This is a genomic window from Oceanobacillus sp. HCA-5259 (genome assembly GCF_037892815.1).
Lineage (GTDB): Bacteria > Bacillota > Bacilli > Bacillales > Amphibacillaceae > Oceanobacillus > Oceanobacillus indicireducens.
In genome coordinates this window covers 1-14150 of record NZ_JBBKBV010000010.1, presented here as the reverse complement: position 1 = coordinate 14150, position 14150 = coordinate 1, and the positions used below count along the sequence as shown (strand labels likewise).

Below are 14150 nucleotides of genomic sequence, written 5' to 3'. Positions count from 1 at the left end.
CATGCAAATTTGTAAATCGAATTTTAGATTTATATATCATTCTCTTACAGTTCTAACAGCTAACTACCGCCAGCTAGGTCTTAGGTTGATTAACTGCTACAATTTTAGTCAGTTCTTTTATATCCTGATAAGTCTTTTCGTCTATACTGTTATCTGTAACAATATAATCAAAATCATGTACTTCTCCAATTTTATAACCATAGTCCTTTCCAAATTTACTACTATCAGCTACAAGAATTTTACATTTCGATCGTTTCATAACAGCTCTTTTCGTAAAGGCATCGTTATCATTTAGCAGAGTAACTCCCGACGTAACACTAATTCCTTCGGCGCCAATTAAACAATAATCAAAATTAAAATTTTGAATGAAATCACTAACTTGAATACCTAAAAATCCTTGAGAAAGATCACGGTATTTACCTGGAACGGAATACAAATTTATTTCTTCATAATTTGAGAGTGAATTCATAACTAATAACGAGTTTGTATAGAATGTACAATTCTTTTTTTGGAATATTTCTTTTGCTGCTGCGAGCGTAGTTGTTCCGGTTTCTATGAAAACCAAACTACCAGATGGAATAATTTTATTGCAATAGTTGCCGATAGCTTTTTTTTCATTAATATTTGCTAATTCTTTGATAGACATTGGCTTTTCTAAAATACTATTTTCCTTATATGTTGCCCCTCCATAAATTAGATTAATTTCACCTTCCTTTTCTAATTCATTTAAATCGCGACTTATTGTCATCGTTGAAACACCAAATTGTTTGGCTAACTCTTTAGACCTCACTTCGCCATTTACTTTTATCATTTCTAATATTAATTTTCGTCTTTTAACCTGATTCAATCTCAACCCCCCTAAAATTAAAGGTAGCAATATCTATTGGTCTGGATAAAACAAACGTAACATTTATTCACAAAAAGTACAACAAGATTTAACATAAGGGACTGAAAACTGTTTACTTATGTTGTTTTGTTAGGTATAATATTGTTGTGAGAACCCTTACAATTAATAGAGGGGAGGAAAACGAATAGAGGAAAAATACTATCATTATTAGATTCAATAAAGAAATGGAGTAGGTCGAATGGTCCGATCAATCAATTCAAAAGTCGATTTAGTAGTCGATGCAACCTCGCATCTGGGTCTTTCGGAGTATGGTAAAATCATGATTGGAGATAAAGGCTTTGAATTTTACAATAGTAGGGACCCTAGTAAGTTTATTCAAATTCCCTGGGAGGAAGTTGATTACGTAATTGCTTCAGTCATGTTTAAAGGGAAATGGATTCCACGTTTTGCTGTTCAAACGAAGAAAAATGGAACGTTTTCATTTTCTTCTAAAAAACCACGAGATGTTTTCATAGCAGTTCGTAAATACGTTGATCCGAATCACATGGTTCAATCATTAAGCTTCTTCGACGTTATTAAACGCGGATTGAAGGGTGTTTTCAAAAGGTAATCCTGTTACGTTCATGACAGCTTTCTGTTAGGGATTCCTTACAGAAATTCATCAATCCGCAATCCGCGAGTAAAAGAATTTTATACGTAAAATGTAATGTGACTTTGGTGCAGAAGTGGTAATCAGTGCAGTTTTAATATCCTTTATCCATAAATTTTTACTAAAGAAATTATTTTAATACGGTAAACCGAATACGGTACCATGTGTTAAAACCTACTTTTTCTGAAGATGTAAAGAAGATTCATCATTTTGTTCGTAATCTATTGTTACGTAATAAACTTACTAGAAATTCCGCATTAATAATAGTGATTACAGATTCTTTTAAAGTTATTTATATTATTAATCTGTAACAAATTATAAAAGGAGGTAAAAAGATGGTAGGAATTATTCTTGCAAGTCATGGTGATTTTGCCAATGGTATCTTGCAATCTGGAGAAATGATCTTTGGGGAGCAAGAAAATGTGAAAGCTGTTGTACTTACACCAAGTGAAGGTCCTAATGATATTAGGGCAAAAATGAAAGAAGCAATCGCCTCTTTTGACAATCAAGATGAAGTATTATTCCTAGTTGATCTATGGGGAGGAACCCCTTTCAATCAAGCAAATGGCCTGCTAGAAGAACGCGAACGTAAAGACACGTGGGCAATTGTTGCTGGTTTGAACTTGCCGATGTTAATTGAAGCATTCGCGTCACGAATGTCAATGAACACATCGCATGAAATTGCTACACATATTTTGAATACAGCGAAGGAAGGCATCAATGTATTACCTGAAAAATTACAACCAAAAGTACCAGCAACAAAACCAGCTGCTGCTAAAGCTTCAAATGTAGGTACGCCTGGTAAATTTGAATATGTTTTGGCACGTATCGATACACGTTTACTTCACGGGCAAGTCGCAACTTCTTGGACAAGAGCGACAAATCCAACTCGCATTATCGTTGTATCTGATGTTGTTGCGAAGGATGAACTTCGTAAAAAAATGATCCAAGAAGCTGCTCCACCGGGAGTAAAAGCGCATGTTGTTCCCATCCATAAAATGATTGAGCTTGCACAAGATGATCAACACTTCGGAGGACAGCGTGCGCTACTTCTTTTTGAAACTCCACAAGACTTGCTTAAAGCAGTTGAAGGTGGCGTTCCATTGGATACAATCAACGTAGGTTCAATGGCACATTCAACAGGTAAAGTTCAACCGAATAGGACGTTGGCATTTGACCAAGATGATATTGATACTTTCGCTAAATTGAAAAAACTTGGTTTGAAGTTTGATGTCCGTAAAGTCCCAAGTGATACAAAACAGAACATGGACGAAATTCTCAAACGGGCGCAAGAGGAGTTAAACAAAAGACCCTAATTGTAAAGGGTAAAGGAGGATTAATCATGGTTTTGGATTTGAATGTAATTCAAATAATATTAATTTTGATCATAGCATTTATAGCTGGAATGGAAGGGATTTTAGACCAATTCCATTTTCATCAACCGATTATTGCTTGTACGCTCATCGGCTTAGTTACAGGACAATTAGTACCAGCCCTTATTCTCGGCGGTACACTGCAATTGATTGCTTTAGGTTGGGCAAATATCGGAGCTGCCGTCGCACCGGATGCTGCGCTTGCATCCGTAGCTTCCGCAATTATATTAGTTTTAAGTGGACAAGGTGAAGCCGGTGTATCTTCTGCAATCGCTATCGCCGTTCCACTTGCAGTTGCAGGTTTATTATTGACAATTATTGTTCGTACAATTACGACAGGGATCGTACACATTATGGATAGTGCTGCTGAAGAAGGTAATATCCGGAAAATTGAAATGTGGCAAATGATTGCTGTCTCACTACAAGGATTACGTATTGCTATTCCGGCTGGATTAATATTAGCTATCGGGGCGGGTCCGGTTAGAGGATTACTTGAAGCTATGCCATCTTGGCTAACAGATGGTTTAGCAATTGGTGGTGGAATGGTCGTAGCGGTTGGTTATGCAATGGTTATTAACATGATGGCTACCAGAGAAGTATGGCCATTTTTCGCGATTGGTTTTGTTTTAGCAACAGTTTCGGAAATCACACTTATCGGTCTTGGTGTTATCGGCTTGTCTCTTGCACTTATCTATATTGCACTTTCTAAAAAGGGTGATTCTGGCGGCGGAAACGGCGGCAACTTTGGTGATCCACTAGGCGATATTATTGATAATTATTAAAAAGGAGGCAGACATAAAATGGAACAAGAAATAAGATTAACTAAAAGAGATCGTATTGCTATTTGGTGGCGTTCAACTTTTCTTCAAGGATCTTGGAACTATGAACGTATGCAAAATGGTGGCTGGGTATATTCGATGATTCCCGCAATCAAGAGATTATATACAACTAAGGAGGATCGTTCAGCTGCTTTACAACGACATTTAGAGTTTTTTAATACTCACCCATATGTAGCTTCACCTATTCTTGGTGTAACATTAGCACTTGAAGAAGAACGTGCAAATGGTGCTCCTGTTGATGACGTTGCAATTCAAGGGGTTAAAGTAGGTATGATGGGGCCATTAGCGGGTGTAGGGGATCCACTTTTCTGGTTCACTGTTAAGCCAATCCTTGGTGCGTTGGCGGCTTCACTAGCTATGACCGGTAACCCCCTTGGTCCAATTATTTACTTTGTTTTCTGGAACCTCATTCGTATGGGGACCATGTGGTATACACAAGAACTCGGTTACAAAGCCGGTTCTAAAATCACTGAAGACTTATCTGGTGGCCTGCTTCAGGATATTACGAAGGGGGCATCCATCCTCGGTATGTTCATCCTCGGTGCATTAGTAAACCGATGGGTATCGATAACATTTACACCAATTGTATCTTCAGTTAAACTGAGCGAAGGTGCTTATATTGATTGGGCAAATTTACCTGCAGGTGCAGAAGGGATTAAAACTGCGCTGGAACAGATGGCTGCTGGTCTTTCGTTGAGTGAGACCGAAATAACCACTTTACAAGACAACTTGGATATGTTAATTCCTGGTTTAGCTCCATTGCTGTTAACGCTTTTCTGTATGTGGCTGCTTAACAAGAAAGTTAACCCAATTGTAATCATTCTAGGATTGTTTGTTGCTGGTGTAGTCTTCCACGTATTAGGCATCATGTAAAAAAATCCCCATCATCCGTACGCCTAACGTAGGATTGATGTAGCGTCCCGTCTATAACGGTGGGTGGCTTTTTAACATGACGGTTCAGGTTTTTGATCGTGTGGGTTGTGAGGATTATACTAGTATGAACTAAGGATATTAAATAGATAAGGAGTTTATTATGTTAACAATAGGATTTATTGGAAATGGGAAAAGCACAAATAGATATCATCTGCCGTTTGTACAACAAAGAGAGAATATAAAGGTAAAAACAATCTATCAAAGAAATCCTAACCGTGAGAGCTGGGATAGGATTCCTGGAGTAAATTATATTTCTGATTTAGATGAACTATTAAATGATAAGGAAATTCAGCTCATTGTGATTTGTACAGGAATGGACAGTCATTATGAATACGCAAAATTAGTATTAAAACATAATAAACACTGTTTGGTTGAAAAACCTTTTATGGAAACCTCTGAACAGGCTAAAGAAATATTTGCAATGGCAAGAGACAAAGAATTAATTGTTCAGCCATATCAAAATAGACGTTTTGATAGTGACTTTTTAACCGTTCAAAAGGTTATTGAAGAAGGAAAACTAGGTGACTTACTAGAAGTAGAAATGCATTTTGACTATTATCGTCCTGAAATACCGGAGTCTGCCCCTTCATTTGATCGTGTTGAGTCATTTTTATATGCGCATGGCACGCATACAATAGATCAGGTTATCAGTTATTTCGGTAAACCGGATGATATACACTATGATGTAAGGCAATTATTAGGACAAGGAAGAATGAATGATTACTTTGATTTGGATTTATATTATGGTAATTTAAAGGTATCTGTTAAATCGAGTTATTTTAGGATCAAAGAGAGACCCAGCTTTGTCATTTATGGTAAAAAAGGGAGCTTTGTGAAAAAAACTAAAGATCGCCAGGAAGAACATTTAAAGTTATTTTATATGCCTGATAATAAAGATTTCGGTGTGGATACAATAGAACATTACGGTGTACTAACATATATTGATGAAGAAGGTATCATCCATGAAGAAAAAGTGACATCTGTAAATGGCGATTATGGAAGAGTTTATGATGATTTATATGAAGCCATCATAAATGGAAAAGAAAAAACGATTACAGACGAACAGACATTGTTGCAAATGGAAATACTAGAAACTGGAATTAAAAATTTGGGGTAAAACAATGCCTGATTCTATTATAAATTCTAGATAAGGAATTTGGGATTAGCCTAGATTACGATAGAGGTCATAACAGCATCATTTAAGGAAAAGTATTGAAAATGAACCATAATGGAGTAAAAAGTGAAACAATCATATGCTCATTAATATGATTGTTTCACTTATTAAAGATTTATAAGCCTCTCTTGTTCTTATTTATCCATATTATGCTGGATTTCAAGAGCTTCTTCTTTTATCAGATCCGTTATTTCCATAATATGTTAAACGTACGCTTCATTTGCTAAAAGGCTGCGTTATTACTTCTTTAGCTATTCTTTCTCCCTTTTTTCTTCGGTTGTGCCCAGAGTTCAGCTTCGTGCTTAGCTGATTCTTCGTCCATAATATGTTTTAGGCGGGATTCACAGCCAAAAATTGTTCAGGGACCATGCTAAGTTCTTCCAAGTTATGAAAGATTTTTTAGTGTTTTCTCGTTCATTGCTATCACCTCCAGTTCACGCGATAAATGTCCTCATAATATTTGTCAAAATGAATTTATCCATATTTTCATGCAAGAGATAGAATGTATGGAACCGTTCTGTTTGTTTAATCATATTAAAGTTCATCATGTGTATGGAGATAACAGAATTGGATTTTTGATACTTAATCGGCTTGCTTATTTTTCTCATTACCAAAAAGCTGCTTGAAGGCACAAAATAGATTGCCAAAAATACTGGAGTGAAAAGGATACCGAGAAAAGCTTGACACAAACTGTTCATGAATTGCCATTGAAAGGGGTTCGTTTCATTGATAAGGTTATGTTAGGTGTTGTCAGAACTTGTTTAATTCTGTTTTCCCTTACCAGAACAGAGAGAAGAGCAAGCTATTTGCCGTGATTTCCCACTACAACAATCAGTACCAGCCATTCTGGTATTAATGTACTTTCAAGCATAAGAAACAAGAAAAATTGATATGGAGGATATTTATATGAAAAAAATCATTACGCCATTTATTATCGTATTAATTCTTTTACTTTCAGCGTGTGGAAATGGGGAAAAGGAGGAAGTAACAGAAGAAACGGATGAGTTAGTTGCGCTTGAAGTAGAGTTCAATGTTCCGGAAACTGCTGAACCAGGAGAAACCGTCGAACTTGAAGCTATTGTCAGCTATGGAGACGAGCTTGTTGAGGATGCGGATGAAGTGAACTTTGAGTATTGGTTAAAAGGTAATGAAGATGACAGTTCCGAAATAGACGGTATACATATAGAAGACGGAAGATATACGGCAGAAGTGACTTTCCCGGAAGATGGTACGTACGAAATATATGCCCACACGACTGCTCGTGGTTTGCATACGATGCCGCTTAAATCCATTATCGTCGGTGATGGCGGTGAAGCAGCAGGGGAATCTGGACATCACGCACATCATGATGAACACCATGCGCATCATGCACATCATGAAGATCACGAGCATCACGGACATCGCAAACATCATGAACACCACGCACATACAGACGGCTTCCATCTGCACTTCGTGGAACCAGATTCCGTTCAAACGAATGAAGTAATTGATCTGACTGTCCATCTACAGTTGGAAGATAAAGCAATGGAAGATGCAATCGTTCGTTATGAAATTGTCCCAGAAGGAGACGGTGAGAATACAGCTTGGGTTGATGCTGAAGAAACAGTAGCTGGGGAGTACATTGCAGCTCACGAATTTACCGAACCAGGATCGTATAAGCTTGTCATTCATGTTGAAGATGACGCAGATCTTCATGAGCATGATGAATATATGATTGAAGTTGAATAGTACTTATAATATTAGTGCGGGCTATTAAAAAAGCTCCGCACTATTTTTATGTTAAGCAATAGGAAAGAATTGGCTTATTCTGAGCGAGTAGGTTTTAGGTTGTTTTATTGCAACAAATCATCTACTGAATTAGGGACATAAGAGTATTGTCATGATAGAGGCAAATGCAAATAGTATGATCCGGCTCATGAAGCAATTAAGCAGATGGTGAAAGCGGAAATGAAAGAGTTTGGTTTTCAATAAAACATGTACCTCTCCTTCCATGGGCGGCACCGGCACTCTACAGTGGTTTAGCAGGAGAAAACATCATCAGTTGGAGCAGTTTAATCATCATCTGCATTACAAGTTTGTTAGGCTTTCTTAGTACATTATATTGGTGGCTTTTTGCAGACCAGCATTAAGAAAGGTATGATATTGCTAAGATACGAATACTACAGGAGGAGATTTACTTGGATTTACAAATTGGAGATATCATCCGTTTTGAACGGACATTCACAAAAGAAGATGTCGCAGTGTTTACAACAGTATCTAAAGATGAAGGAGAGCATCATACGGAGCCCGATGAACTTGGAAGGCTAGTTGTTCAAGGGCTGCTGACTGCTACATTGCCGACGAAGGTTGGGGGAGACTATAACGTATTAGCTCGTACAATGAAATTTGAATTCTTTAGACCCGTTTTCACCGGAGATACAATCAGCTGTGAAGTAACAATCGAGGAATTGGAAAAGAAAAAGAATAATCGATTTTCTGTTATGGCAACGTTTACATGTATGAATCAACATGAAAAGGAAGTGCTAAGCGGATATTTTGCTGGAGTAATTTTGACGGTTTGAAACTTATTTGACGCCTACGTGGGTTGTTGGTACGCTAAGACTAGAAGATAGATAGATTTTGATTACTTATAGAATAGGGGAGAAGCGTTTTGAATAAGGATGTCATGTTCCCAATTGGTGAATTAGAAGTTCCGGAAAAGGTAACATTAGAAAATGTTCAAGAATGGTTAAAGCAAATTGAGTCATACACGGCTCGATTAAGAGAAACCGTTGATTCATTGAATGGTGAGGAACTAAGCAAAACGTATCGGGATGGTAGTTGGAACGTCAGGCAGCTCGTTCATCATATTGCAGACTCTCAGTTGAACATGTTCCAACGGTTAAAACTTGCTTTGACAGATGATAATCCAACCGTACCAAACTTCATTCAAGATGAGTGGGCAGTTCAACCGGATACAGAACTCCCTGTAGAACCTTCTATTAAAATGTTAGAAGGGATCAATGAGCGGATTGTAGCTTTGGGAAATAGCTTAACGGAAGATCAATTAAAACGAACCTTTAAACATGAAATAAACGGAAAAATAACCGTTGCAACCAAGGTAGCCAAATTAGCCTGGCATGAGGAGCATCACTTGGCTCACATTAAACTTGCATTAGCAAAATAATTTAGTTAGGTTAAATCAAAAAAGATATGTCTTTCATAGGGAAGGCGTATCTTTTTATTTTTTGATAATAGTTAAATTGACCTTGAATTACCTTTTGTGTGATATTACAATGAAATAGAAATTTTCAATAATTAATAGACAAGAAGCTGTAAAGCATGCAGGTATATTAGAGAGTTGTAAGGGGGAATACAGTTCTGAATATTACATTGGTTGCTCTGCTTTCCTACTGTATGGGAAGCGTGAATGGCGCTTATTATATAACGAAATGGATGACTAGACAAGATATTAGAAGGCTAGGCAGCGGTAATGCGGGAGCGAGAAATGCGGGAAGAGAACTAGGGAAGAAAGGGTTTTTATATACCCTCTTTATCGATATTGCCAAGGTTATGATTGCACTTTCTTTAACTAGTCTTCTTTTTCCAGAAAATAAAATAATGCTATTGGTAAGTGCATTTTTTCTATTGTTTGGACACATCTGGCCGATCCATCTTGGAGGGAGAGGTGGAAAAGGAGTTGTCGTTTATTTAGCGTCCACATTATTCTTTATACCAATAGCTATAATTGTCTTAGGTCTAATTGTTGGAATTAGCTATTTGCTTATACAAAATTTTACTGTTTCCGGGCTAATTGCGATGCTATCGATTCCTGTAACAGCATGGATATTAGGAGAATACTATTTTGGAATTGGTCTATTCATCTTATTAATTATTGTTTTTATCCCCCATCTTACAAGAAAATAATTTTTTCTACACGTTAGAGGAGGCAAAAAAATGGAGCGGCATACCTTAACATATAAAATAGCAGCAGATCCAGACGAAATGGATCAGATTTATCAATTAAATTATGAAACATTTGTAGAGGAAATCCCACAGCACGCGCAAAATCAGAGTCAGCGTTTAATAGATAAATTTGATAAGGAAAATATCTACTTCATTGCGAAGGATGGAGAAGAGGTCATCGGGATATTACCGTACGGGCAAATCGTCCATTCTCCCTTGATCGAAAGTTAGCTGATTTAGATGAATACTTGCCGAATGATGCGAACCCTTGTGAGGTACGTTTACTTTCCATAAAAAGAAGTTATCGAAAGAGTCGGGTATTCTATCAATTGGTCAAACTTCTTGTGCGTTATTGTTTGGAAAAAGATTATAATATGGCTTTAATTTCTGGAACAGATCGTCAAATTAAGTTATATAAAAGGATTGGTTTTGAACCTTTGGTCCAATGGTTGGAACAGAGGAAGCGATGTTTCAACCAATGTTCTTAACGCGAGAAAAATTTGAAACTTCAACAAAAGTATTTCGGAAAATGATGACGGGGAAGACCCAATCAAAACGATTAAACTTTTTGCCCGGACCAGTGGCGATAAAGAAAGAGGTAGAACAAGCATTTTATAACCCGCCTATCTCTCATCGTTCTAGTGACTTTATGGAAAATATTAAAATAGTTCGCGAAAGACTATGCGAACTTGTGAATGCTGAACATGCACAAATTGTGGTTGGGACTGGGACACTAGCTAATGATTTAGTTGCTGCTCATCTAAAAAAACTTTCGGGAAAAGGGCTTATCCTCGCTAATGGGGAATTTGGATATCGGTTAATCGATCATGCGGAACGGATGAATTTACGTACGAAAAGATAGAAAAGCAATGGAATAAAAAAATAATAATAGAAGAGATTGAATGTTTTCTTGAAGCACATCCTGATGTCGATTGGCTATGGACTGTGCATTGCGAGACATCGACAGGCTATCTTTACGATTTGGACCGTTTGAAAGAATTAACAAATAAACATCATGTAAAATTCTGCGTAGATGCTTGCAGTTCGGTTGGGATCGTTCCAGTTGACTTAAAGGATGTTTATCTTGCCACTACAGTAAGTGGAAAAGGACTTGGTTCTTATCCAGGGTTAGCGATTGTTTTCCATCAGGAGAGAATAGAGCCTAGTAAGGAAATACCAAGGTATTTGGATTTAGGTCAATACGCCAAAATGGACAGCGTTCCATATACGCATTCTTCTAATCTCATTGCAGCTTTACATGAGGCTGTAAAAAGAGTGAATCTAGAAAATAATTCCATGATGGGAAATACAGTTAAAAGAATGCTTACAGATGCTGACATCTCCTTTTTGGGGGATAAGAATTATTCGCCGGGCATTCTAACCATTCCACTTCCTCTTTCCATTTCCTCAAAAGAAATTGGAGATGAATTGAAGGCGAAAGGAATTATTATTAGTTACGAGAGCGATTATTTGTTGAAACAAAACTGGATTCAGTTTGCGTTCATGGGGGATATAACATTAGCGAATTTTGAGACTGCATGTACTGCTCTCCAAACCATTATAAAGTATAGGATGAAGAAGGTTTGATATGAGAAATCTTTACAAACAGCTCGAAAAGCTAACAGGCATACAACTAACTTTATTAATCACGAGTATTCTTTGGGCAAAGACGGTAACGGTTTCCTTCGTCGGTTTTAATCTTAGCTTTTATTCCATATTTGATAGCATTTTAATTTTGACAGGTTCCATTGGTTCCCTTTTACTAGCGATGGGTTTTAGTTTTTATTTTGGACAACGGGTAAATAAATTAATTTTGTTCGGATTAGTAGTAGTAGGTACAGGAGTTCTTTATGGGGATCTACTGTACTATCGATTTTATAATGATTTTGTTACATTACCGATTCTTTTTCAGTTCGATAATGTTGGCGGTTTAAGTGCAGCACGTTAGAGCTAATGAGCTGGTGAGATATTTTATTGTTCGTGGATTTATTTATAATAGGTCCGTTTCTATTTAGAAAGAAACCTGACCTAGCCGTACCGAAACAAAGAAAAAGAAAGTATGTTGTGGCGAGCTCGTTTCTTATTATTTTAACTATTTGCTTAGGACTCGTAAAATCGGTACATATTTTTTCCGAGTCCTATGATCGAGAGCAGATGGTTAAGTCGATTGGTTTATTAAATTACCATTTATATGATATTGTGTTAAGCATTAAAGCACCTTTACAACCACTTATTGTTACAGAGGCAGATGCTGATGTCCTAGAAGCATACACACAACCAAAGAGTTCAGAACGAAAGGATTTATTCGGAATAGCGGAAGGGAAGAATATAATCCTTATAACCTTGGAATCTACGCGAAATTTCGTGATTAATCACTAAGTAAATGGGGAAGAAGTTACTCCATTTTTAAATGAATTAATTAAAGATAGCTTTTATTTCAACCAAATTTATGATCAAACAGCACAAGGGAAGACATCTGATGCAGAGTTGATGATCGATACGAGTCTTTATCCATTGGCAAGCGGTTCTGTTTTTGTAAGAAAACCTGAAAATATCTTTAATAGTCTGCCGCATCTATTAAGGGAAAATAAGGATTATTATTCAGCGGTTTTTCACGGAAATGATCGAACGTTTTGGAATCGAGACATCATGTATGAATCCCTTGGCTATGATAAATTTTACTCTAAAAAGGATTATACAGTGACAGAGGCAAACTCTATTAATTATGGAATAAAAGATATACCGTTTTTTAATCAATCGATTCCTTATTTAGTGGATCTGCCTGAACCATATTATGCCAAATTGATTACCTTAACGAATCACTTTCCATTCTTGTTAGATGAGGAGGATATTTTTATCGGCGAGGCAGATACAGAGGAAGATGTCGTAAATCGTTATATTACGACGGTTCGTTATTTAGATCAATCGGTTGGATTGTTTTTTGAAAAATTAAAGGAAGAAAGTATGTACGAAAATACGGTGTTTGTTCTAGTTGGTGATCACTATGGGATCTCGGAAAAATATGAGAAGGGTTTAAGTGAATTATTAGATGAGGAAATAAATATAGCTAACCACATGAAACAGCAACAAGTTCCTCTAATCATTCATATCCCCGGCCAAGCGGGAGAAACGATCACGACACAAGGAGGGATAATCGATATACGCCCAACACTTCTGCATCTATTAGGGATTAGTACAGATAATCGTTATTCATTTGGGCATAATCTATTCACAAGAGATCATAACCATCCAGTTATTTTTCGTGATGGAAGTTTTCTGTCAGAGGAATACATTTATAAAAATAAAATTTGTTATCGAAAAGAAGATGGGGAAGTTGTTAATACAAAGATTTGTGAAGTGTATTCCGATGTGGCAAGACAAGAGTTGTCCTTATCAGATCATATTATATTTGGGGATTTATTAAGGTTTACGGCTGATTAAGGCGCAAAACAAATAAAAAGGAAAAACCCCCTGAAATGCTGAATTGAAACATTTCAAGGGGTTTGACACATTTAATTGCATAAGGCAGATATTAACGTGAGTAGAACTCAACGATAAGAGATTCGTTAATCTCTGCTGGAAGCTCAGAGCGCTCTGGGTAACGAGTGTATGAACCTTCCATGTTGTCTGCGTTGAATGTTGTGTACTCTGGTACGAAGCTGTTCACTTCGATTGCTTCTTTCACGATGTCAAGATCTTTTGAACGTTCGCGTAAGCCGATTGTTTGACCAGGAGTAACAGTGTAAGATGGAATATCTACACGACGGCCATCAACTAGAACGTGACCATGGTTTACAAGCTGACGAGCTTGTTTGCGTGTACGAGCAAGACCTAAGCGGTAAACAAGGTTATCAAGACGAGATTCAAGTAAAATCATGAAGTTCTCACCATGGATCCCTTTCATTTTACCTGCTTTGTTGAATAGGTTACGGAATTGACGTTCGTTTAATCCGTACATATAACGTAATTTTTGCTTCTCTTGAAGCTGTAATCCATATTCAGAAAGCTTTTTTCTTTGGTTTGGACCATGTTGTCCAGGAGCGTAAGGGCGCTTATCTAATTCCTTACCTGTTCCAGTTAATGAAATGCCAAAACGACGAGACTTTTTCCATACAGGACCTGTATAGCGTGCCATAGACATTTCCTCCTTCGATTTTATTTTTGTATAAAAATAAATCACCACGTCAATTACACTGGCTAGTTTGTTTTTCTTGTACCATCGCTCCAGCAGCAGAGAGTTACACGATACACCCTTAATTCTGCATAAGGAACAAACTAGTGGCAATGCACTGAGCGCAAAGGCTACCTTAAATTTACACAAGTTATATTATATAAGTTATTAGCGGGGAAGTCAATTAGAAATATAAATAATCTATTGTTGATTAGTAGT

The 14150-nt window shown here is 37.0% G+C and carries 18 protein-coding genes; 16 read left to right on the top strand and 2 right to left on the bottom strand.

Translation table 11 applies throughout. The features are described from left to right. Nucleotides 1–73 precede the first annotated feature (73 nt). The gene (locus WKU33_RS07795; RefSeq protein ID WP_340454031.1) at nt 74–847 is read right to left on the bottom strand and encodes a DeoR/GlpR family DNA-binding transcription regulator; all 774 of its coding nucleotides are present in this window, start codon (nt 845–847) and stop codon (nt 74–76) included. Between the two features lie 238 nt (nt 848–1085). On the opposite strand from WKU33_RS07795, the gene WKU33_RS07790 reads away from it, so the two are divergent. From WKU33_RS07790 to WKU33_RS07720, 16 genes are all read left to right on the top strand, one after another. Then, entirely contained in the window at nt 1086–1457 is a 372-nt protein-coding gene (locus tag WKU33_RS07790; protein ID WP_340454029.1) for a DUF956 family protein, read from the top strand. 374 nt (nt 1458–1831) lie between these two features. Beyond that, nucleotides 1832–2812 carry a mannose/fructose/sorbose PTS transporter subunit IIA gene (locus tag WKU33_RS07785; RefSeq protein ID WP_340454028.1) on the top strand — a complete coding sequence of 327 codons (981 nt, stop codon included), beginning with the start codon at nt 1832–1834 and terminating at the stop codon, nt 2810–2812. A 26-nt stretch (nt 2813–2838) separates the two neighbouring features. Continuing rightward, a complete protein-coding gene (locus WKU33_RS07780) occupies nt 2839–3651 on the top strand; it encodes a PTS mannose/fructose/sorbose transporter subunit IIC (RefSeq protein WP_373290778.1) in 813 nt (270 codons plus the stop codon). Nucleotides 3652–3669: 18 nt separating this feature from the next. Beyond that, on the top strand, nt 3670–4581 hold the full coding sequence (locus WKU33_RS07775; protein WP_156856752.1) for a PTS system mannose/fructose/sorbose family transporter subunit IID: 912 nt from the start codon (nt 3670–3672) through the stop codon (nt 4579–4581). Between the two features lie 160 nt (nt 4582–4741). Next, on the top strand, nt 4742–5758 hold the full coding sequence (locus WKU33_RS07770) for an oxidoreductase (protein WP_340454026.1): 1017 nt from the start codon (nt 4742–4744) through the stop codon (nt 5756–5758). Between the two features lie 963 nt (nt 5759–6721). Continuing rightward, nucleotides 6722–7543, top strand: a complete 822-nt coding sequence (locus tag WKU33_RS07765; RefSeq protein WP_340454024.1) for a FixH family protein — start codon at nt 6722–6724, stop codon at nt 7541–7543. A 449-nt stretch (nt 7544–7992) separates the two neighbouring features. Next, on the top strand, nt 7993–8376 hold the full coding sequence (locus WKU33_RS07760; protein WP_340454022.1) for an FAS1-like dehydratase domain-containing protein: 384 nt from the start codon (nt 7993–7995) through the stop codon (nt 8374–8376). A 104-nt stretch (nt 8377–8480) separates the two neighbouring features. Next, entirely contained in the window at nt 8481–8981 is a 501-nt protein-coding gene (locus WKU33_RS07755; RefSeq protein WP_340454102.1) for a YfiT family bacillithiol transferase, read from the top strand. A 206-nt stretch (nt 8982–9187) separates the two neighbouring features. Continuing rightward, the gene (locus WKU33_RS07750; protein WP_340454020.1) at nt 9188–9721 is read left to right on the top strand and encodes a glycerol-3-phosphate acyltransferase; all 534 of its coding nucleotides are present in this window, start codon (nt 9188–9190) and stop codon (nt 9719–9721) included. Nucleotides 9722–9751: 30 nt separating this feature from the next. Next, complete coding sequence (locus WKU33_RS07745; protein ID WP_156857730.1) at nt 9752–9991, top strand: hypothetical protein; 240 nt, start codon at nt 9752–9754, stop codon at nt 9989–9991. A 17-nt stretch (nt 9992–10008) separates the two neighbouring features. Further along, nucleotides 10009–10248, top strand: a complete 240-nt coding sequence (locus WKU33_RS19070; protein WP_445321688.1) for an N-acyl amino acid synthase FeeM domain-containing protein — start codon at nt 10009–10011, stop codon at nt 10246–10248. Next, on the top strand, nt 10206–10622 hold the full coding sequence (locus tag WKU33_RS07740; RefSeq protein ID WP_340454018.1) for a hypothetical protein: 417 nt from the start codon (nt 10206–10208) through the stop codon (nt 10620–10622). The genes WKU33_RS19070 and WKU33_RS07740 overlap by 43 nt, the downstream gene beginning before the upstream one ends. Beyond that, nucleotides 10565–11347: an aminotransferase class V-fold PLP-dependent enzyme gene (locus WKU33_RS07735; RefSeq protein WP_340454101.1), complete on the top strand. Its 783-nt coding sequence runs from the start codon at nt 10565–10567 to the stop codon at nt 11345–11347. Before WKU33_RS07740 ends, WKU33_RS07735 begins: the two co-directional genes overlap by 58 nt. A gap of 1 nt (nt 11348) precedes the next feature. After that, the gene (locus WKU33_RS07730; RefSeq protein WP_232334476.1) at nt 11349–11708 is read left to right on the top strand and encodes a hypothetical protein; all 360 of its coding nucleotides are present in this window, start codon (nt 11349–11351) and stop codon (nt 11706–11708) included. A gap of 26 nt (nt 11709–11734) precedes the next feature. Then, nucleotides 11735–12139 carry a hypothetical protein gene (locus WKU33_RS07725; protein ID WP_340454016.1) on the top strand — a complete coding sequence of 135 codons (405 nt, stop codon included), beginning with the start codon at nt 11735–11737 and terminating at the stop codon, nt 12137–12139. A 39-nt stretch (nt 12140–12178) separates the two neighbouring features. Next, nucleotides 12179–13201, top strand: coding sequence for an LTA synthase family protein (locus WKU33_RS07720; RefSeq protein WP_340454100.1), 1023 nt, complete (start codon nt 12179–12181; stop codon nt 13199–13201). Nucleotides 13202–13292: 91 nt separating this feature from the next. Here WKU33_RS07720 and rpsD read toward each other — a convergent pair whose 3' ends face one another. After that, entirely contained in the window at nt 13293–13895 is a 603-nt protein-coding gene (gene rpsD, locus WKU33_RS07715; protein WP_156857727.1) for a 30S ribosomal protein S4, read from the bottom strand. Between the last annotated feature and the right edge of the window lie 255 nt (nt 13896–14150).